This is a genomic window from Cellulosimicrobium funkei, from assembly GCF_900155925.1.
In the GTDB taxonomy this organism is placed as follows: domain Bacteria; phylum Actinomycetota; class Actinomycetes; order Actinomycetales; family Cellulomonadaceae; genus Cellulosimicrobium; species Cellulosimicrobium funkei.
In genome coordinates, this window is record NZ_FTMI01000007.1 from 98,272 (window position 1) to 117,825 (window position 19,554).

At 74.1% G+C, this 19,554-nt stretch carries 20 protein-coding genes, 1 tRNA gene and 1 riboswitch; of the genes, 9 read left to right on the forward strand and 12 right to left on the reverse strand.

Going from position 1 to position 19,554, the window contains the following annotated elements; genetic code table 11:
* The first annotated feature begins 104 nt into the window (after nt 1-104).
* Nucleotides 105-563, forward strand: a complete 459-nt coding sequence (locus tag BXA05_RS16660) for a MarR family winged helix-turn-helix transcriptional regulator (RefSeq protein WP_021483075.1) — start codon at nt 105-107, stop codon at nt 561-563.
* Nucleotides 560-1,906: an MFS transporter gene (locus BXA05_RS16665; protein ID WP_076406204.1), complete on the forward strand. Its 1,347-nt coding sequence runs from the start codon at nt 560-562 to the stop codon at nt 1,904-1,906. The genes BXA05_RS16660 and BXA05_RS16665 overlap by 4 nt, the downstream gene beginning before the upstream one ends.
* A 96-nt stretch (nt 1,907-2,002) precedes the next feature.
* On the opposite strand, the gene serC is transcribed toward BXA05_RS16665, so the two are convergent.
* A complete protein-coding gene (gene serC / locus BXA05_RS16670; protein ID WP_076406207.1) occupies nt 2,003-3,145 on the reverse strand; it encodes a phosphoserine transaminase in 1,143 nt (380 codons plus the stop codon).
* 246 nt (nt 3,146-3,391) lie between these two features.
* Here serC and BXA05_RS16675 point away from each other — a divergent pair, with 246 nt between their 5' ends.
* From BXA05_RS16675 to BXA05_RS16685, 3 genes are all read left to right on the forward strand, one after another.
* Nucleotides 3,392-4,102 (forward strand): iron-dependent transcriptional repressor DtxR, encoded by a 711-nt coding sequence (locus BXA05_RS16675; RefSeq protein WP_021482469.1) that lies wholly within the window; start codon nt 3,392-3,394, stop codon nt 4,100-4,102.
* Nucleotides 4,103-4,268: 166 nt separating this feature from the next.
* Nucleotides 4,269-4,429: riboswitch (cyclic di-AMP (ydaO/yuaA leader) on the forward strand.
* Nucleotides 4,430-4,436: 7 nt separating this feature from the next.
* The gene (locus BXA05_RS16680) at nt 4,437-5,249 is read left to right on the forward strand and encodes a C40 family peptidase (protein ID WP_370670915.1); all 813 of its coding nucleotides are present in this window, start codon (nt 4,437-4,439) and stop codon (nt 5,247-5,249) included.
* Nucleotides 5,250-5,436: 187 nt separating this feature from the next.
* A complete protein-coding gene (locus BXA05_RS16685; protein WP_076406209.1) occupies nt 5,437-6,384 on the forward strand; it encodes a universal stress protein in 948 nt (315 codons plus the stop codon).
* Between the two features lie 48 nt (nt 6,385-6,432).
* Here BXA05_RS16685 and BXA05_RS16690 read toward each other — a convergent pair whose 3' ends face one another.
* The 5 genes from BXA05_RS16690 to ddaH form a co-directional block, all read right to left on the reverse strand.
* Nucleotides 6,433-7,284: an ABC transporter permease gene (locus tag BXA05_RS16690; protein ID WP_051028222.1), complete on the reverse strand. Its 852-nt coding sequence runs from the start codon at nt 7,282-7,284 to the stop codon at nt 6,433-6,435.
* A complete protein-coding gene (locus tag BXA05_RS16695) occupies nt 7,284-8,285 on the reverse strand; it encodes a daunorubicin resistance protein DrrA family ABC transporter ATP-binding protein (RefSeq protein WP_034651234.1) in 1,002 nt (333 codons plus the stop codon). The genes BXA05_RS16690 and BXA05_RS16695 overlap by 1 nt, the downstream gene beginning before the upstream one ends.
* A gap of 255 nt (nt 8,286-8,540) precedes the next feature.
* Nucleotides 8,541-9,824 (reverse strand): aspartate aminotransferase type Ic, encoded by a 1,284-nt coding sequence (locus BXA05_RS16700; protein WP_076406211.1) that lies wholly within the window; start codon nt 9,822-9,824, stop codon nt 8,541-8,543.
* A 10-nt stretch (nt 9,825-9,834) separates the two neighbouring features.
* Nucleotides 9,835-11,139 carry an ornithine--oxo-acid transaminase gene (gene rocD, locus BXA05_RS16705; RefSeq protein ID WP_083711979.1) on the reverse strand — a complete coding sequence of 435 codons (1,305 nt, stop codon included), beginning with the start codon at nt 11,137-11,139 and terminating at the stop codon, nt 9,835-9,837.
* Nucleotides 11,136-12,131 (reverse strand): dimethylargininase, encoded by a 996-nt coding sequence (gene ddaH / locus BXA05_RS16710; protein WP_338077373.1) that lies wholly within the window; start codon nt 12,129-12,131, stop codon nt 11,136-11,138. Before ddaH ends, rocD begins: the two co-directional genes overlap by 4 nt.
* 243 nt (nt 12,132-12,374) lie before the next feature.
* Between ddaH and BXA05_RS16715 the strand changes: the two genes are divergently transcribed.
* Nucleotides 12,375-13,295 carry a PadR family transcriptional regulator gene (locus BXA05_RS16715; protein ID WP_076406215.1) on the forward strand — a complete coding sequence of 307 codons (921 nt, stop codon included), beginning with the start codon at nt 12,375-12,377 and terminating at the stop codon, nt 13,293-13,295.
* Nucleotides 13,296-13,401: 106 nt separating this feature from the next.
* On the opposite strand, the gene BXA05_RS16720 is transcribed toward BXA05_RS16715, so the two are convergent.
* The 3 genes from BXA05_RS16720 to BXA05_RS16730 are packed head-to-tail and all read right to left on the reverse strand — an operon-like array spanning nt 13,402 to nt 15,348.
* Nucleotides 13,402-13,878 carry an SRPBCC family protein gene (locus BXA05_RS16720; RefSeq protein WP_143311186.1) on the reverse strand — a complete coding sequence of 159 codons (477 nt, stop codon included), beginning with the start codon at nt 13,876-13,878 and terminating at the stop codon, nt 13,402-13,404.
* Nucleotides 13,879-13,889: 11 nt separating this feature from the next.
* A complete protein-coding gene (locus BXA05_RS16725; protein WP_241005809.1) occupies nt 13,890-14,807 on the reverse strand; it encodes a hypothetical protein in 918 nt (305 codons plus the stop codon).
* 22 nt (nt 14,808-14,829) lie between these two features.
* Nucleotides 14,830-15,348: an OsmC family protein gene (locus BXA05_RS16730; protein ID WP_081895945.1), complete on the reverse strand. Its 519-nt coding sequence runs from the start codon at nt 15,346-15,348 to the stop codon at nt 14,830-14,832.
* Between the two features lie 219 nt (nt 15,349-15,567).
* Here BXA05_RS16730 and BXA05_RS16735 point away from each other — a divergent pair, with 219 nt between their 5' ends.
* Together BXA05_RS16735 and BXA05_RS16740 are read left to right on the forward strand one after the other, a co-directional pair.
* Entirely contained in the window at nt 15,568-16,362 is a 795-nt protein-coding gene (locus BXA05_RS16735; RefSeq protein ID WP_143311198.1) for a thymidylate synthase, read from the forward strand.
* Nucleotides 16,362-16,919 carry a dihydrofolate reductase gene (locus tag BXA05_RS16740; protein WP_170963190.1) on the forward strand — a complete coding sequence of 186 codons (558 nt, stop codon included), beginning with the start codon at nt 16,362-16,364 and terminating at the stop codon, nt 16,917-16,919. Before BXA05_RS16735 ends, BXA05_RS16740 begins: the two co-directional genes overlap by 1 nt.
* A gap of 50 nt (nt 16,920-16,969) precedes the next feature.
* Here the strand turns inward: BXA05_RS16740 and uriH are convergent, their stop codons facing one another.
* Nucleotides 16,970-17,974 (reverse strand): uridine-preferring nucleoside hydrolase UriH, encoded by a 1,005-nt coding sequence (gene uriH, locus BXA05_RS16745; protein WP_083711980.1) that lies wholly within the window; start codon nt 17,972-17,974, stop codon nt 16,970-16,972.
* Nucleotides 17,975-18,075: 101 nt separating this feature from the next.
* On the opposite strand from uriH, the gene BXA05_RS16750 reads away from it, so the two are divergent.
* A tRNA-Arg gene (locus tag BXA05_RS16750) sits at nt 18,076-18,148 on the forward strand.
* 335 nt (nt 18,149-18,483) lie between these two features.
* On the opposite strand, the gene BXA05_RS16760 is transcribed toward BXA05_RS16750, so the two are convergent.
* Nucleotides 18,484-18,951 carry a hypothetical protein gene (locus BXA05_RS16760; protein ID WP_076406221.1) on the reverse strand — a complete coding sequence of 156 codons (468 nt, stop codon included), beginning with the start codon at nt 18,949-18,951 and terminating at the stop codon, nt 18,484-18,486.
* Nucleotides 18,952-19,143: 192 nt separating this feature from the next.
* Entirely contained in the window at nt 19,144-19,554 is a 411-nt protein-coding gene (gene arr, locus BXA05_RS16765; RefSeq protein ID WP_076406223.1) for an NAD(+)--rifampin ADP-ribosyltransferase, read from the reverse strand.

Genomic DNA, 19,554 nt, shown 5'->3' on the forward strand with positions numbered 1-19,554 from the left:
CTGCCGAGGCGCTGCGCGCGCCCAGGTGTGGTGTCTCTCCGGCGCGCCTCGGGAGTGACCTCCACCTCTTTTCTTACCTAGGGTAATGAGTTAGGGTAACTATCATGCCTGCTGCGGACCTCACTGCTCCTACCCGGAACCAGTACCGGCCCGCGACGCTCGGCGGCGACCTGCGGGTCGCGCTCACCCGGATCTCCCGGCGGCTGCGTGCCCAGCGCGGCGAGGCGGACCTCCCCGAGGGGCGGTTCGGCGTCCTCACCGTCCTGCACAAGCACGGCGCCATGTCGCCCAGCGAGCTCGCGGAGCACGAGCGCGTCCGGCCGCCGTCGATGACCCGTGCCGTCAACGCCCTCGTCGAGATGGGTCTCGTCGAGAAGGGGGAGCACGCGAGCGACCGCCGGCAGGTCGTCGTGCGCCTCACGGACGCCGGCGTGCGCGAGGTCAAGGAGACGCGGCGCCGCCGGGACGCGTGGCTCACGCAGCAGCTGTCCTCCCTCACCCCTGACGAAAGAGAGACCTTGGCCCGCGCCAGTGAGCTGTTGACCCGGATCGCCGCCCGATGAGCACCACGTTCTCCTCCCTCCAGTACTACAACTACCGCGTCTGGTTCGGCGCCGCGCTCGTCGCGAACGTCGGCACCTGGATGCAGCGCGTCGCGCAGGACTGGCTCGTCCTCAGCGACCTCACCGACAACTCCGGCGTCGCCGTCGGCGTCGTCACCGCGCTGCAGTTCGCGCCCGTGCTCGCCCTGTCCGCGTGGGCGGGCCTGCTCGCCGACCGGCTCCCGCGCCGTCGGCTCCTCATGGCCACCCAGGGCGCGATGGGACTGCTCGCGCTCGGCCTCGGCGCGCTCGTGCTGTCCGGGCACGTCGAGCTGTGGCACGTCTACGTGTTCGCCGGCCTGCTCGGCGTCGTCTCGGCGTTCGACAACCCCGTGCGCCAGACGTTCGTCGCCGAGATGGTGCCCGCCGACAAGCTCTCCAACGCCGTCGGGCTCAACAGCGCGTCGTTCAACGCGGCGCGCCTCGTCGGGCCGGGCGTCGCGGGCCTGCTCATCGCTGCGGTCGGCTCCGGCTGGCTGTTCATCATCAACGGCGTCACCTTCGGGGCGACCATCCTCGCGCTGCTGTACATGCGCACGCGCGAGCTTCACGTGCTGCCCAGCGCCCCGCGAGAAAAGGGTCAGATCCGCGAGGGCATCCGGTACGTGCGCGGACGGACGGACATCATCGTCATCATGGTCGTCGTCGGCGTCGTCTCGACGTTCGGGCTCAACTTCCAGCTCACGTCCGCGATGATGGCGAAGGTCGAGTTCGGCATGGGGCCGGGGGAGTACGGGATCCTCGGGTCCATCCTCGCGATCGGGTCGCTCACCGGGGCTCTGCTCGCCGCGCGCCGGGAGCGCCCGCGCGTCCGGCTCGTCATCGGGTCCGCGTTCGGGTTCGCCGTCGCCACGGGGGTCATGGCGCTCATGCCCACGTACGCGAGCTTCGCGGTCGCGTGCATCCCCGTGGGGCTCGCGTCGCTCACCATGATGACCGCGGCCAACTCGACCATCCAGATGTCCGTGGACCCCGTCATGCGCGGGCGCGTCATGTCGCTCTACATGATCGTGTTCCTCGGTGCGACGCCCGTCGGCTCCCCGCTCGTCGGGTGGATCGCCGAGGCGTGGGGCCCGCGCTGGGCGATCGGCGTCGGGTCGATCACCGCCGCGCTCGTCGCGGTGGGCGCCGCCGTCTGGGCCGTGCGCAACTGGCACCTCGAGGTCCGGTACCGCGTCCTGCAGCGCCCGCACCTCGTGGTGCGCTACCTCGACGCCGGGACCCCGACCGACCGTTCCGCCCGCGCCGAGGCGCGGCGGCGGATCGAGGCCGAGGACGCGCAGGAGGCCGCCCGGGCGGCCTGACGCCGCCACTCCCGCCCGAGCCACCAGGCCGGTGCCACCCCGGTCTCCCGGGCGGCACCGGCCTCGTGCTGGGCGCGGCCGTCGGTCGCGCGCTCGTCAGCCGAGGTGGTCGACGACGTGGTCCACGCACGCGGTGAGGGCGCGGACGTCGTCGGGCTCGATCGCCGGGAACATGGCGACGCGCAGCTGGTTGCGGCCGAGCTTGCGGTACGGGAAGACGTCGAGCACGCCGTTCTCGCGCAGCGCGGCGACGACGGTCGTCGCGTCGATCGCGTCGTCCAGGTCGATCGTGCCGACGACCGTCGACCGCTCCGCCGGGTTCGCGACGAAGGGCGTCGCCCACTCGCGCGAGTCCGCCCACCCGTAGAGGTGCGCGGCCGACTCGGCGGACCGGGCGGCGGCCCACTCCAGGCCCCCGTTGCCCAGGAGCCACTCCACCTGCTCCGCGAGCATGACGAGAGTCGCGATCGCGGGCGTGTTGAGCGTCTGGTCCTGGCGCGAGTTCGCCGCCGCCGTGCGCAGCGACAGCGACTCCGGGACCCAGCGGGTGCCGCTGCTCTCGACCTCCTCCGCGCGCGCGAGCGCGTCGGGCGAGCACAGCGCGAGCCACAGGCCGCCGTCCGACCCGAAGACCTTCTGCGGCGCGAAGTAGTAGACGTCGGTCTCCGCGACGTCCACGGGGATCGCGCCCGCGCCGGACGTGGCGTCCACGAGCGTGAGCGCGCCGCGCTCGCGCGAGCCGGGGACGCGGCGCACGGGCGCCATCGCGCCGGTCGAGGTCTCGTTGTGCGGCCACGCGTGCACGTCGACGTCGTCGGCGGGCTCCGGGAGCGCGACGGTCCCGGCGGGGGCCGAGATCACCTGGGACGGCGCGAGGAACGGCGCTGCGGTCGTCGCGGCGGCGAACTTCGCGCCGAACTCGCCGAACGCCGCGTGCTGCGCCTTCGAGCGGACGAGGCACGCCGTCGCGACGTCCCAGAACGTCGTGGAGCCGCCGTTGCCCAGCACGACCTCGTAGCCGTCGGGCAGCGCGAACAGAGCGGCGAGGCCCTCGCGCGTGCGGCGCACGAGCGACCGGACGGGCGCCTGCCGGTGGGACGTCCCCAGCAGCGAGGTGCCGGCGTCGGACAGCGCCCGGACCTGCGCGGCGCGGACCTTGGACGGCCCGGACCCGAAGCGGCCGTCGGCCGGCAGGAGGTCCGAGGGGATCGTGATCGAGGTGTTCGCGAGATCGGGCACGGCGTCACCCTACGCGCGCGCGGCGCGCCCCGGGAGCCTCGTCCACAGGCCGTGCGTCACCGCACGGTCCGCGCCGGGGCCCGCGGGGAGGCGCGGGCCACCAGGCACCACGGGTGCCTCTGGACGACACCGCGGTCGGGTCACGGGCTCGCCATAGACTGACCCCCAGCGGCCCGCCGGTGCGGGCAGGCGCCCCGTGGAGCGACGACCGGGCGCCCCGAGCCGACGAGCGACTGGGAGCGTGACGTGACCGATCTGATCGATACCACCGAGATGTATCTGAAGACGATCTACGAGCTCGTGGAGGAGGGCATCGTCCCGCTGCGCGCGCGCATCGCGGAGCGCCTCGGCCACTCGGGGCCCACGGTGTCGCAGACGGTCGCGCGCATGGAGCGCGACGGGCTCGTCGTCGTCACGGGGGACCGCCACCTCGAGCTCACGCCCGCGGGCCACGAGAAGGCGACGCGCGTCATGCGCAAGCACCGGCTCGCCGAGCGGCTCCTCACGGACGTCATCAAGCTCGACTGGGAGTACGTGCACACCGAGGCGTGCCGCTGGGAGCACGTGATGAGCGAGCTCGTCGAGGAGCGGCTCCTCGGGCTGCTCGACCACCCGCACTTCGACCCGTACGGCAACCCCATCCCGGGCCTGCCGGAGCTCGGGGAGCAGCTCGAGGAGGTCGACTTCCTCGACGGCGTCGTGTCGCTCCCCGTCCACCTCGCCCAGCACGGCCTCGGCGGCGGCGAGGTGCGCGTCGTGCTCCAGCGGATCGCCGAGCCGGTCCAGGTCGACGTCGAGCTCCTCGCGCGGTTCGCCCAGGCCGGGGTGCTGCCGCGCCGCACGCTCGTCGTGCGACCGGCACCGGCCGGCGGGGTCACCGTGCAGGGAGAGGGTGCGCCGGTCGTCCTCGACCTGCCCGACGACGTCGCGCGCCACCTCTTCGTCGCCCGCGGATAGCCGCCCGTTCACCGGGGGAAACGCCGTGACCTGCGGCGATGCGCGGGGCCGCGTTCCGTCGTGATGGGAACGTGACTTTTGCCGAGGGGTCCTGTACGGTCGTCCTGCTCCGTCGGGATACCCATCTGGCGGAGACCTCGCGCGGAACGCCTAACCCTGTCACCGCGAGAGGCCCACGACGACCCGATGACAGGGACGGGGGACCCACTTCCGGGTGCTGGAGACAGCGCCCTTGGGGTGAAGCCCGACGGACTCCGGTCCGCCAGGCCGGGTGACTCTTCCACCCGAACCCGACAGCTGACCTCGCAGGCGTCCAGGAGAGGCAACAGTGACCGTGAGCACGACTCGCGCCCGCCACCGCGCGGCGCGGCGTCCCGTGACGCCACTCAGCACCATCGCCCAGGCCGCATCGGACCAGATGTCGAGCGTCGGTCGTCGTACCGCCGTCGTCGCCGCGTCCTCCGGCCTCATCGTCTCGATGATCGGCGCCGCCGCCCCCGCGACGGCCGCCCCGGTCGACAACGAGTCCGGCAAGCTCAACGCCGTCGACCTCAGCGCCCTCACCGCGCAGGCCCGCCAGGCCCTCGAGGCCGCCCCGGCCGTGACCGTCGCGGCCGACGCGGCGTTCACCATCGAGGAGGCCCCGGTCACCGTGACCCCGGCCCCCGAGCCGGAGCCGGAGCCGGAGCCCGAGCCCGTCCGCACCACGCAGACGAGCCGCACGCAGGAGCGCCAGTCCACGCAGTCGTCGTCGTCCGACGAGTCGCAGGCCTCGGCCCAGCAGGAGGCGTCCGTCGGCGCCCCCGCGTCGGCGCACGGCTCGTCGATCGTCTCGATCGCGGCCCGCTACGTGGGCGTCCCGTACGTCTACGGCGGCACCACGCCCGACGGCTTCGACTGCTCGGGCTTCACCAGCTATGTCTACGCGCAGGTCGGCATCAACCTGCCGCGCACGTCGGGCGCCCAGGGTTCGGTCGGCACCAAGGTGTCGCGCGACCAGGCGCAGCCGGGCGACCTCATCTGGACGCCGGGCCACATCGCCATCTACGCGGGCGACAACATGATGATCGACGCCCCGCGTCCCGGGAAGTCGGTCCAGTTCCGCCAGATCTGGCAGTCGAACCCCACCTTCATCCGCGTGGCCTGATCGCTCACCCGATCAGGACCCCCGCGGTCACTGGCTGGACGAACCCCGTCCGCTCGCACTCTGCGCGAGCGGGCGGGGTTCGTGGCATTCTTGACGTGTTCGTGACTCGTGGCAGACGGACGGCCGGGCCTGGTCTCGGCTAGGTTGGTCGTCCGATGGCACCGGGCCGTCGAGAGGAGAGTCGCTCATGACCCGCACGGAATCCGTCCTCGTCGGTGTCGACGGCTCGGCGCCGAGCCTCCACGCGCTGGACTGGGCCGCGGCGTACGCGCTGCGCGTGGGGTGGCCCCTCCACATCGTGTGCACCTACTCGTTGCCGTCGTTCACGGCGGCGTCGCTCGACGGCGGCTACGCGGCCCTCGACGACTCGGCCATCCAGGAGGGCGCGCGCGCCGTCCTGGAAGAGGCTCGCGCCCGCGCCGAGGGCGCCGGCGTCCGCACGACGGCGACCGTCACGACCGGCGACGCCGCGGGGGTCCTCGTCGAGATGTCGCGCGAGCACGCGCTCGTCGTCGTCGGCACGCGGGGGCGCGGCGGCTTCACCGAGCGGCTGCTCGGTACCGTCTCCTCCGCGCTGCCCGCGCACGCGCACTGCCCGACGGTCGTCGTGCCGTATCGCGCGGGCGGGAAGGACGACGAGGGCGGCGCGCAGGAGCTGCCGCCGGTGCGGGACCTGCGCCGGATCGTCGTCGGGGTGGACGGGTCGCCGTCCGCCGAGATCGCGCTGCGGCACGCGATCCGTCAGGCCCGGGCCTGGGACGCCGAGCTCGTCGCGGTCGCCGGCGTCCCCGTCGGCGCCGGTGCGGGACTCCTCGCGTGGCTCCCCGCGTCGATCGACCACGAGCAGGTCCTGGCCGACGTCACCGAGGGGCTGAACGTCATCATCGACCGCCACGAGGCGGAGCACCCCGGGCTCACGATCAAGCGCATCGTGCTCGACGGCACGGGTGCGGAGCTCCTCACGGAGTTCTCCACGGCGTCCGACCTCATCGTCGTGGGCTCGCGCGGGCGGGGCGGGTTCCGCGGCCTGCTGCTGGGCTCCACGAGCCAGGCCGTGCTGCACCACTCCGCGTGCCCCGTCATGGTCGTGACCAAGAAGTGCGAGGACGACGAGCCGGCGGCCCAGGAGGGCTGAGCCCCCGGCACGCCGAGGCACCACGGCCCGTGGTGCCCCGGCGCGCGGTCAGCTCCGGTTGCGGTATAGCCGCATGGTGATCGGGGCGAGGATCGCGGTGAGGACGACGGACGCCACGAGGACCCACACGATCCCCTCCGTCGCGGGCTCGCCCGCCATGAGCCCGCGCACCGCGGTGACGAGGTGCGTGACCGGGTTGACGTCGACGAAGCGCTGCAGCACGACGGGCATCGTCGACGGGTCGACGAAGATGTTCGACGCGAACGTGAGCGGCATGAGCACGAGCATCGACGTGCCCATGACGGCGTTGGGGGAGCGCAGCACGAGCCCGAGGGCCGTGAACACCCAGCTGAGCGCGAACGCGAACACCAGCAGCAGCACGATCCCCAGGACCACGCCGACGACGCCGCCCGGCGGGCGGAAGCCCAGCACGAGGCCGAGCGCGAGGGTCACGACCGAGGCGATCGTGTAGCGCACGGTGTCGCCGAGCAGCGCGCCGACGATCGGCGCGGGCCGCCACACGGGCAGCGACCGGAACCGGTCGAACACGCCCTTGCTGATGTCCGTGTTCATCGTGTAGCCCGTGTAGATCGTCGTGAAGAGCACCGCCTGCACGAGGATGCCGGGCAGCAAGAACTGCAGGTAGCTCTGCACGTCGCCGGCCAGCGCGCCGCCGAACAGGTACGTGAACATCAGCGTGAAGATGATCGGCGAGACCGTGACGTCGAACAGCTGCTCGGGCACGTGCTTGATCTTGAGCAGCGCGCGCCACGTGTACGTCAGGGTCGCCGAGACGGGCGACGGCCGGTCCGGTCGCCGGTCGAGCGCGACCGCCGCGCGCAGCGCGTTCGCCTCCGGGGCGCGCAGCTCCGCGGCGGTGGTCGTGGGGTCCGCGGCCATCAGGCCACCTCCTCGATCGTCTCGTCGTCGTCCATGGGCTGGCCGGTGAGCGCGAGGAAGACCTCGTCGAGGCTCGGCTGCCCCAGCGTGAACTCGGGCACCACGATCCCCTCGTCGCCGAGGGCGGGCAGGATCCGCGCGACGTCCGCCGCGCCGTCGTCGGGCACGCGCGCGGTGAACGCGTACGGGTCGTTCGCGAGCGTGATGTCCGTGCCGAGCAGCGCGCCCACGACCTCCGCGGCCCGGCCCCGCTGCGTCGCGTCGGCGAGGCGCAGGTGCACCGCGCCCTCGCCCACCGACCGCTTGAGCTCGGTCGCGGTGCCCTCCGCGATGACCTTGCCGTGGTCGATCACGGCGATGCGGTCGGCGAGCTGGTCCGCCTCCTCGAGGTACTGGGTCGTGAGCAGCACGGTCGCGCCGTCGGCGACGAGCACACGCACGATGTCCCACACCTGGTTGCGGCTGCGCGGGTCGAGCCCGGTGGTCGGCTCGTCGAGGAAGATGACGCGCGGGCTCATGACGAGGCTCGCCGCGAGGTCGATGCGCCGCCGCATACCGCCCGAGTACGTCTTCACCTGGCGGTCGCCGGCGTCCCCGAGCCCGAACGCGTCGAGCAGCTCGGCCGAGCGACCGCGTGCCGTGCCGCCGAGGAACCCGTACAGCCGCGCGAGCATGACGAGGTTCTCCGTGCCCGTGAGGTCCTCGTCCACCGACGCGTACTGCCCGGTGAGCCCGACGACGGAACGCACCTTGTCGGCGTCGTGCACGACGTCGTGGCCGAGGACCCGCGCCGTGCCCGCGTCGGGGCGCAGGAGCGTCGCGAGCATGCGGACGGCGGTCGTCTTGCCCGCGCCGTTCGGCCCGAGGACGCCGAACACGGTGCCCTCGGGGATGAGGAGGTCGATGCCGTCGACCGCCTTGGTCACCGACTTCCCGGTCGTGAAGTGCTTGACGAGGCCGCGCGCCTCGACGGCGAGGTCGCCGCGTGCAGGTTCGGTCATGTCCCCTCCTGGCCGTTGCCGACGGGCCGCCCGGAGCGTCCGGGCCACCCACGCACCCACCGACCGCCCGGGGCGGCAGAACTCATCGGTCGCGCACCTCCTCCATCGTGCGCCGAGCAAGGCTCGCCCTACCAGACCAAGACGTCACGCCCGCGAAGGCACCCCCAAAAGTCGAGCAGGCGGTCGTGGCGCGTCAGGGGACCGGGACGCGCCACGACCGCCTGCTCGGCGGAGGAGTGAGGAGGGGCGAGCCGGCTACTTCGCGGCGTGCTCCGCCGCCGCGAGGAGGACGCACGTCGCGACGCCGTCCATCGCGACGCGGACCTCCTCGATCGGGGGGAGGGTCGGGGCGAGGCGGAGGACCTTGTCCTCCGGGTCCTTGCCGTAGGGGAACGGGGCGCCCGCGGGCGTGAGCGCGATGCCCGCGGCCTTCGCGAGCTCGACGACGCGCGACGCGGTGCCCGGCACGACCTCGAGGCTGACGAAGTAGCCGCCCTTCGGCTCGGTCCACGACGCGACGCCGGTGCCGCCGAGGCGGTCGGCGAGGATGCTCGTCACGGCGTCGAACTTGGGGGCGATGATGTCGCGGTGCTTGCGCATGTGGTCCCGCACGCCGTCGGCGTCGCCGAAGAACAGCGCGTGCCGGAGCTGGTTGACCTTGTCCGGGCCGATGGACTGGGCGGACAGGTGCTTCTTGTACCAGGCGACGTTCCCGGGGGACGACGCGAGGAACGCGACGCCCGCGCCGGCGAACGTGATCTTCGACGTCGAGGCGTAGAGGATCACGCGGTCCGGGTGGCCGGCCTCGGCGGCGAGCGCGATCGCGTCGGCGCTGCGGACCTCGTCGTCGGTGAGGTGGTGCAGGGCGTACGCGTTGTCCCACAGGATGCGGAAGTCGGGGGCGGCGGCGGGCACGGACACGAGCGCCCGCGCGACCTCCTCCGTGACGACCGAGCCGTCGGGGTTCGCGTACGTCGGCACGACCCACATGCCCTTGATCGTCGGGTCGTCGGCGACGAGCGCGGCGACGGCCGCGGCGTCGGGGCCGTCCGCCGTCATGGGGACGGTGACCATCTCGATGCCGAGCGCCTCGCACACGGAGAAGTGACGGTCGTAGCCGGGCACGGGGCAGATCCAGCGGACCTTCTCCTCGCGGCCCCACGGGCGCTCGGACCCGGGGACGCCGAAGAGCGTCGCGTACACGAGCGTGTCGTACATGAGCGTGAGGCTCGCGTTGCCGCCCGCGAGGAGCTGCTCGACGGGAACGCCGAGCAGCTCGGCGAAGATGCGCCGGAGCTGGGGCAGCCCGTCGAGGCCGCCGTAGTTGCGCACGTCCGTGCCGTCGGCGTCCGTGTGCACCCCCTCGCCCGGGAGCGCGAGCAGGGCCTCGGAGAGGTCGAGCTGCTCGGCCGAGGGCTTGCCCCGCGTGAGGTCGAGCTTCAGCCCCAGCGCCTGCAGGTCGGCGTACGCGCGACGCAGGTCGTCGAGGGACGACGCGAGGGTGGTGGTACCGGGTGCGGTGGGCTCGGGCGTGGTCACCCTCCGGACTCTACCGACCCCGCGCAAGGTCCGTCAGGGCGTCCTCCAGGGCGGACAGCCCGGTCTCGAGGTCCTCGGCCGCGATGGTGAGCGGGGGAGCGAGGCGGATGGTCGAGCCGTGCGTGTCCTTGGCGAGGACTCCGCGCGCGAGCAGCGCCTCGCACAGGTCGCGGCCCGTCCCGCGCGCCGGGTCGAGGTCGAGGCCCGCCCACAGGCCGAGGCCGCGGACGCCGTCGAGCAGGCCCGCGTCGACGAGCCCGGTGAGCCGGTCCTGGAACCCGGCGCCGAGCTCGCGCGCGCGTCGCTGCGGCTCGCCCGTGCGCAGCAGATCGACGACCGCGAGCCCGACCGCGCACGCGAGCGGGTTGCCGCCGAACGTGCTGCCGTGCGTCCCGGGCGTGAGCACCTCGAGCACGTCGCGCCGGCCGACGACGGCCGAGACCGGCACGATCCCGCCGCCGAGCGCCTTGCCGAGGGTCACGAGGTCGGGTCGCACGCCCCACGTCTCGGTCGCGAGCGTCGCCCCGGCGCGCCCGAGGCCGGACTGGATCTCGTCGGCCACGAGGAGCACGTCCCGCGCGGTCGTGATCGCGCGCAGGCGCGGCCAGTAGTCGTCGGGCGGCACGACGACGCCCGACTCGCCCTGCACCGGCTCCAGGAGCACGGCGACGGTCGTGTCGTCGATCGCGGCGGCGACGGCGTCGGCGTCGGCGTACGGCACGAGGCGGAACCCCGGCGTGTACGGGTCGAACCCGCGCCGGGCGTCGGCGTCGTCGGAGAACGACACGATCGTCGTCGTCCGGCCGTGGAAGTTCCCGGAGCCGACGACGACCGTCGCCTCGCCCGGGGGCACGCCCTTGACGTCGTAGCCCCACTTGCGCGCCGTCTTGATCGCGGTCTCGACGGCCTCCGCGCCCGTGTTCATCGGGAGGACGAGGGAGTCGGCCCCGCCCGTGGTGAGCGGCCCGACGAGCGCCGCGAGCGCCTCGGCGAACGGGTGCAGGAGGTCGTGGTCGAACGCGCGCGACGTGAGCGTGACGCGGCCGAGCTGGCGCGTGGCGGCGTCGACGAGCGCGGGGTGCCGGTGCCCGAAGTTGAGCGCCGAGTACCCCGCGAGGAGGTCGAGGTAGCGGCGACCGGTCACGTCGGTGACCCACGACCCCTCGGCGCTCGCGACCGTGACGGGCAGCGGGTGGTAGTTGTGCGCGAGCGCGCCACCGCCGGTGCCGTCAGCGGGCCGGTCGCCGTCGAGCGGGCCGGTGGCGCTGCTCGCGCTCGTGCCGCCGTCCGACGCGCGGACCTCCTGGGCGGTCACGACGCGCTCCCGGTCGGTGCCGGGGCGTGGACGGCGGGCTCGCGGATCTCGAGCGTGCAGCACTTGGCCCCGCCGCCGCCGCGCAGGAGCTCCGACGTGTCCGCCGCGACCGTCTCGTAGCCGCGCTCGCGCAGCGCCGCGGCGAGCCGGCCCGCACGCGGCGAGTGCACGACGTGCGTCCCGTCGCTCACCGCGTTGAGGCCGAGCACGGCGGCGTCCTCCTCGGTCGCGAGGAGCGCGTCGGGGTAGCGCTCGCGCAGCACCTCCTGCGCGGCGGGGGAGAACGCGGCGGGCAGGTAGGCGACGTCGACGGCCGGCGGGCCGGTGAGCGCGGGGTGGGTGGTGTCGTCGGGGTGCGCGGCGTCGCTGGCCCCGCGGGTGCCGACGGTGCCCTCGTTGCCGCGCAGCACGGTGAGCGCCGTGTCCAGGTGGTAGAACCGCGGGTCCACGAGCTCGAGCGTCACGACCTCCCGGCCCCACAGGGCCGCGGCCTCGGCGTGCGCGGCGCGCTCGGTGCGGAAGCCAGTGCCGGCGAGCACGACGTCGCCGGCCAGCAGCAGGTCGCCCTCGCCCTCGTTGACGTGCTCCGCCAGGTGGGTGACGTACCCGTGGTCGGCGAACCACTTGAGGTAGGCGGGTCCCTCGGGCCCGCGCTCGGGGTGGGCGAAGCGCGCGGAGTAGACGAGGCCGTCGACGACGGTCGCGCCGTTGGCCGCGTAGACCATGTCCGGCAGGCCGGGGACGGGGTCGATCGTCTCGACGGTGTGGCCGAGGTCGCGGAAGGTGTCGCGCAGGCGTTCCCACTGCGCGACCGCGAGCGCGGTGTCGACCGGTGTGCGCCGGTCCATCCAGGGGTTGATCTCGTAGCTGACGGTGAAGTACGTCGGCCGGCACATCAGGTAGTGCCGGGGCTGGCCTGGGCGCATCGCCGCCTCCTCGCGGGAGCCGGGCCGCCGGGGTGGTGCGGCCCGGGTGGGTGCCGGACGGGGGATGCGTCCGGTGCTGCTGGTGGGCTGCCGGTTGGCTGCTGGAAGTCAGCGTACGTCCGTGAGGTGTGCGCGTCCTGGGACGGCGCGCGAGCGACGAGGGTGTTGACAGCGATATTCTATCGATATATCGTTACCATATCGCTGAGCCCGAGACGCGGCTCGCGACGACCGCGCGGCCGGACCGGCCCGCCACGCTCCGCGGACCACCCGGAGCCCTCGAACATCCACGTACAGGAGACACCTCTCATGCACCACGCACACCAGCACCGGGGCAGGACCCCGGAGAACGTCCAGAACATGTCCCAGCCGTTCGGCGAGCGACCCGGGCCGCGCCCGGACCGCCGTCGTCGTGACGGCTTCCCGCCCGTGCCCGACGACGCGGCCTGGTTCCGCGGCGACGGCCCCCGTGGCCGCGGCGGAGCCCGTCGCGGTGGGGGACGCGGGTTCGGCGGACCGGCCGACGGCGGCCGGGGCTTCGGCCCCGGCGGTCCGGCCGACGACCGTCGCGGGTTCGGCCCGGGAGGCCCCGGGTTCGGCCCAGGCGGGCCCGGCTTCGGTCCGGGTCACGGCGGTCGTCGGCACGGGGGCCGCGGTCGCGGCCCCGGGCGCGCCGGCCGCGGCGACGTCCGCGCCGCCGTCCTGCTGCTCCTCGCCGAGCAGCCCATGCACGGGTACCAGGTCATCCAGGAGATCGCGGAGCGCAGCGAGGGCCAGTGGCGCCCGAGCCCGGGCGCGGTCTACCCGGCCCTGAACCTGCTCCAGGACGAGGGGCTCGTCGAGCTCTCAGCCGACGGCGGGCGCCGCCTCGCGACGCTCACCGAGGCGGGCACCGCGTACGTCGCGGAGCACGCCGACGAGCTGGGCGACCCGTTCGCCGACGCCGCCGGTCGCGGCGGCCGCCCGCGGCGCGAGCTGCGCGCAGGCGTCGAGGCCGTGGCCGCGGCGGTCCACCAGGTCGCCCGCACCGGCACCGACGAGCAGACGACGGCGGCCGCGGAGCTCCTCGAGCGCACGCGTCGCGAGCTCTACCTGATCCTCGCGGGCCCGGCCGTCCCCGACGCCTCGCCCGGCACGGCGCCGGGTGCCCCGACGACCGCCGCGGGCGACCGTGCGCCGTCGGGCAGCCCGGTGGAGGACGCCCCGGTGGAGGACGGGCCGACGGCCTGAACCCACCACCCCGGACCCGGGGTCGCGCGGTACCGACTGTTCGGTCCCGTGGGGCCCCGGGTCCGTCCGTCCGCGGGGCGCGGCCCGGCAGCCAGGCCGCTCGTGGCTACCGGCGGGCGCGCAGGCGCGCGTCGAGGCGGCGCAGCGAGACGTGCATCATGACGCGCAGCGCGACCCCCACGAGGGCCGCCGTGACGCCGCGGGGGACGGGTCCGGCGAGGTACGCCTCCTCCCACCACACGACCCGGCAGCGGCCCGTGCCGAGCGGCACGACCTCGAAGCCCGCGTCGCCGAGCAGCGCCGGGCCCAGCTTGCGGATCCGCGTGCTGCCCGGGCGGCCCGCCGCCACGGACGGGCGGTCGAGCGACTCGACGACCATGCGGTCCGGGAAGCCGCGGCCCGTGCGTCGGACGAGCGGGCCGCTCACCATGGTGAACCGGTCGCCCACCTCGGGGCCCCGGCCCGCCGGGGTCGTCATCACGGTGAGCGGGATGAACCGCGGGTGGGTCCGCGGGTCCGCGACCCACGCGAACGCTACGGATGCGTCGACGTCGAGCTCGCGCGCGACGGCGACGCGCCGCACGCCCCGGGTCGTCACTCGGCGTCGCGGGCGGGGGAGCGGTCGCGCCGCCCCCGTCCCGGCAGCAGCCGACGACGGCGGCGCGGCTCCGCGTCCTCGGGGACGGGGACGAGCCGCGGCGGCGCGTCCTGCACGGGCGACTCCACGACCTCGAGGAGCCGGCCGAACACCGACGGCGGCGGCCCGAACGCGCGCCGCGACTGGGCGATCACGCCGTGCCCGAGCGCCCGCGCCCCCGCCACGCCCACGACGGCGCCGACGCCGAACGGCACGAGCCGGCCGAGCGCGAGGCCGGACTGCTTCGCGAGCTGGGTGCGCAGGAACCGGTTGCCGAGCGCCTTGTTGACCTTGACGAGCGTCCCGGCGGGCATGCTCGTCAGGAGCACCTTGCCCCACGCGAGGCCCGACCCCTGGGTCGCGCGCTCGACGTCGCGCGCGCCCTTCTCGCCGAGAACGGTCGCGAGCAGGAGCGCCCGACGGCGGCCCACGTCGTCCACCGCGATGCCGTGCACGTCCGCCACCGCGAGCGCGAACGCGGCCGAGGAGGCGAAGAACGTCGCGACGTCGCTCGACGTCAGCGCGATCCCGACGCCCGTCCCGACCGCGGGGAAGGCGGCCGCCGCGCCGACGGCGCCGCCCGCCGTCTGGATGACGAGCAGGTACTCGCGCTCGAGGATCCGGACGATCTGCGCGGGGCTGGCCTCGGGGTTGCGCCGGCGCACCGAGTCGACGTGCGCCCGGATGACGTGCGACGGGATCGTCACCGCCTTGTCGAGCGCGGCGTCGAGCAGCGGCGTCGGCCGGTAGGCGGACCACTCGACCGCGTCCTGCGTCGAGAGGTCCCTGCGCCCGGCGTCCGGGGGCGGGGTCCCGTACTCGGGCACGCCGCCGCGCGGCACGGGGCTTCTCGAGGGGTCCTGCTGGTACGCCATGGCGCCTCCCGTCTTCCCGCGGTCAGTCCTGGGTCTCGACCTCGCGGCCGGCACCCTCCGGCTGGAACAGGTACTCGACCTCGGCGCCGGCCTTGACCGTCCGTCCTACCGTGCACGCCTTGTCGATCGCTCGCGCGGCGACGGTGACGAGCCGGTCGCGCGCGTCGTCGTCGAGCGACGTGAGGTCGATGTCGTACGTGCCCGTGATCTTCGGGTACCGCTCCTCCTCGAGGAGCTTGTCGCCCTGGACGTGGATCGTCACGGCGTAGTCGTCGCCGAGGCGGCGGGCGAACGTGCGGTCCGTGCTCATGCCCGCGCACGCCGCGAGGGCGATCTTCAGCAGCTCGCCGGGCGTGAACACCGCACCCTCGCTCGCCGGGCCGATCGAGACCTCGGCGCCGCGCGCCGACCGGCCCGTGTACGTGCGGGTACCCGTGCGCTCGACCCACAGCGCGTCGGCCGGGGCGGGCGACGGCGCGGGGACGTCGTGCGCGGCCTCGTCGGCGGCGCTCAGGGTGTTCTCGGCAGGCTGCGTCGTCATGCGTGAATCCTCGCACTCGTCGGGTCGCGGCGTCGGGGCGTCCGCCCTCCGGGGAACGTGCGGCGGCCGCGCGCGATTCCCGCCCGCGTGCCGAGCGTCACCGGCCGCCGGGCCGGAGCGGTGCCTAGACTGGCGGGCGTGGCCCTCGACGCAACCGACGTTCCGACCGCACCCGTGCGCACCGCCGAGCCCGCGACGTCGGGCAGCGCGCCCGGGCCCGTGCCCACCCCGTACGAGGACCTCCTGCGCGACGTCCTGGCGCACGGGACGCCCAAGGGCGACCGCACGGGGACGGGCACGCGCAGCGTGTTCGGCCGCCAGCTCCGCTTCGACCTGTCGCAGGGCTTCCCCCTGATCACGACCAAGCGCGTGCACCTCAAGTCCGTCGCGTACGAGCTGCTGTGGTTCCTGCGCGGCGACTCGAACGTGCGCTGGCTCCAGGAGCGCGGCGTGCGCATCTGGGACGAGTGGGCCGACGCCGACGGCGAGCTCGGCCCCGTCTACGGCGTCCAGTGGCGCTCGTGGCCGACGCCGGACGGCCGCCACGTCGACCAGGTCGCGCAGGTGATCGAGCAGATCAGGGCGAACCCCGACTCGCGGCGGCACATCGTCTCCGCGTGGAACGTCGGGGAGATCGAGGACATGGCGCTGCCGCCGTGCCACGCGTTCTTCCAGTTCTACGTGGCCGACGGCCGCCTCTCGTGCCAGCTCTACCAGCGCTCGGCCGACCTCTTCCTCGGGGTGCCGTTCAACATCGCGTCGTACGCGCTGCTCGTCCACATGGTCGCCGCGCAGACCGGCCTCGAGGTCGGCGACTTCGTGTGGACCGGCGGCGACGTGCACATCTACGACAACCACGTCGAGCAGGTGCGCGAGCAGCTCACGCGCGAGCCGTACCCGTACCCGACGCTGCACCTCGCGCCCCGCGACTCGATCGACGCCTACGAGTACGAGGACATCGAGGTCGTCGGGTACCAGCACCACCCGACGATCAAGGCGCCGATCGCGGTCTGATGCTCGGACTGATCTGGGCCCAGGCGCGCGACGCCGCCGGGACGCCCGTCATCGGCGCGGGCGGCACCATGCCGTGGCACCTGCCCGAGGACCTCGCGCACTTCCGGCGCGTCACGTCGGGCCACCCCGTGGTCATGGGCCGCCGCACGTGGGACTCGCTCCCGCCCCGGTTCCGGCCCCTGCCGGGGCGCCTCAACGTCGTCGTCACGCGCCAGGAGTCGTGGGTGCCCGACGGCGGCCGCCCCGAGGGCGACGGCGGCGCGCCCGTGCGCGTGGCAGGGTCGGTCGACGCGGCGCTCGCGGCCGCCCGCAGCGCGGCCCGGACCAGCAGCTCCGACGAGGTGTGGGTCATGGGCGGTGCCCAGCTCTACGCCGCGACCGTCGACGAGGCGGACCGGTGCGTGGTCACCGAGATCGACGCCGTCGTCGACGGCGACACGTTCGCCCCCGAGGTCCCCGCCGGGTGGTCCGTGCACGCGGGTGACTGGGCGACGTCGTCCACCGGACTGCGCTACCGCGTCGTCACCCACACCCGCCCCCCCTCACTGAGTGCGTGAATTCGTCGCGCTCGCACGGTCCGAGCGCGACGAATTCACGCACCCAGCGGTCAGGCGGCGTCGCCGACGCGGCGCAGGGAGTCGAGCACGAGGTCCCAGAACCGGCCGTGGTCGAGGGTGACCGCGACCTGCGTGCGGCACTCCTCGGGGCCGGGCTCGTCGCCGCGCAGGTCGGCGACTGTCATACCGGTCGTCAGCCCGCCGTGCAGCTCGACGTCCAGCGGCGCGCGGCGCGTCGTCATCACCGACGGGTCGACGACGTACGCGACCGCGCACGGGTCGTGCACGGGCGGGGAGGGGAAGCCCTGCGCCGTGCGGTACGTCGCGCCGTAGAAGTCCAGCAGCTCGCCGACGAACCGGGCCGGGGCGGTGCCGAGCGCGGCGATCCCGTCGCGCACGTCCGCCGTCGCGACGGCCTGGTGCGTGAGGTCGAGACCCACCATCGTCACCGGCCACGCCTCGGTGAGCACGACGTGCGCCGCCTCCGGGTCCGCGAGGACGTTGAACTCCGCGACCGGCGTCCGGTTGCCCACGTGGTACCCGCCGCCCATGAGGACGACCTCGCGGACGCGCGGCACGATCCGCGGCTCCTTGCGCGCGGCCATCGCGACGTTCGTCAGCGGGCCCGTCGGGACGAGCGTGATCTCGCCCGGCTCGGCCGCCAGGACCGTCTCGATGATGAGGTCCACCGCGTGCCGCTCGTCGACTGCGCGGCGCGGGGCGGGCAGCACCGGCCCGTCCATGCCCGAGTCGCCGTGGATGTCCGGCGCGACGATCCGGGGCCGGACGAGCGGACGGTCGCACCCGGCGGCGACCGGGACGTCGATCCCGGCGAGCTCCGCGACGGCGAGCGCGTTCCGCGTCACCTTCTCGAGCGTCTGGTTCCCGGCGACCGTCGTCACCGCGACCAGGTCGACGGCGGGGCTCCCGTGCGCGAGGAGCATCGCGATCGCGTCGTCGTGGCCGGGGTCGCAGTCGAGGACGATCCGGCGGGGCGGGGTCGTGCGGGAGTCAGGGGTCGGCGGGACGGGCTGGGCCGGGACGTGAGCGGACATCGACCCATCCTCGCGCGTCCCCGGAGCCGGGGCCGCCGGTGCGCTTCGCGTCCGGGCGCTCGTGACGGCTAGGCTGTGCTGCGGCCCTGACCCGGGGCCACGCGCCTGTAGCTCAGGGGATAGAGCACCGCTCTCCTAAAGCGGGTGTCGCCAGTTCGAATCTGGCCAGGCGCACCGAGCAGGACCGCCGTCCAGAGTCCAGCGAGTCTGGCGCTCCCCGCACCGAGACCCGGTGCGCATGGCGGTGCGGTCACTTCGTGGCGTTCGGGTGGTGCGTGTGCACGTCGAGCACGTGGACCGTGCCCGGGGCGCCCGGTTGCCCTTCAGCGGGTGGCAGGTCGGGTCGTTGCGGACCGGGTCGCGCGTCAGGGCGTCCCAGGCATCGGCCAGTGCGTTGAGCTTGGTGGCGCGAAGGTCGCGCCAGCCCTTCTGCGCCTGATGGGTGGCGAAGTCCAGTCGGTGCTCGGTGCGTTTCGTCGGCCGCTCGACCTGAACGTCCTTGGGCACGATCACTCGCCGCCGTCGGGGCGCTCGACCTCGACCTGCTCGTCGAGCCACACGTATTCGGTACGGTCCCAGCCGGCTGCCTTGGCCTGCGCCGTCGACATCCACGCATGGATGACCGTCGACAGCGGTTCGAACTGCGCAACGGATGCGCACGCGCGAGCGGTACGGACGAGCTCGTCGGCGAACGCCTCCTGCTCGGCGTCCGAGAGGAAGATCATCCACGGGAACGGCTCGTGAAGACGGGCCGCGAAGGAGCTGGGCCAGTCCGAGACGGCGACAGCGACGATCTGCGCGGCCAGGGCGAGCCCGGCGCGGTCTGCGTCGGCCTCGGCCTTGCGCATGAGGACGAGCTCGTCGCCGTCGCGGCGCGTGATGGTCACCGGGCCGCGGTCGGCTGCCGCGGCGACGGCCTTGCTGTCGCGCGACAGGTCGGAGAACTTCACGCGCTGCTCGACAGTGGAGGTACTCATGCCGCCGTGATTTCAGAACTAGTTCTGAACAGCAAGGGCGAGCGGGACGGAGCAGTCCCAGGCGTGGAATGGAGAGCGGACTGGTCAGCGTCATGGCGCCACCTCGGCCTTCCAGGCCTCCGCACGACCACGGCCGGCGTGCGCGGCACGACGGCGAGGCTCGGCACCGGCGCAGGGACTGACCCCGCGCGGTCAGTTGATGATCTCGCCGCGCTCCTCGGTCCGCAGGGCCGCGAGGCGCGCGCGCCAGCTCGCGAGCTCCTCGGGGCTGAGCCGCGGCCACTCGGCGACCTCGCGGACCACCCGCAGGGGCGCGCTGCTCCGGTAGGACCGCGTGGGGTTGCCCGGGAACTTCTTGTCGGTGACGTTCGGGTCGTCCTCGAACGGGCCGGTCGGCTCGACCTCGTAGACGCGCGGTGCGGCGTCCCCGGCCGCCAGCTCGGCGGCCAGCGCGGCGCCGCCGACGAGCGCGGTGAAGTAGACGTGGTTCATGACGATCTCGGGCCGGTAGTTCGACCGGAACCCTGCGGTCAGCAGGTCGACCGCCTGCAGGTCGGCCTTCGTCCCGTGGAAGAAGGGCCCCTCGTCCGTCGCCTGGATCAC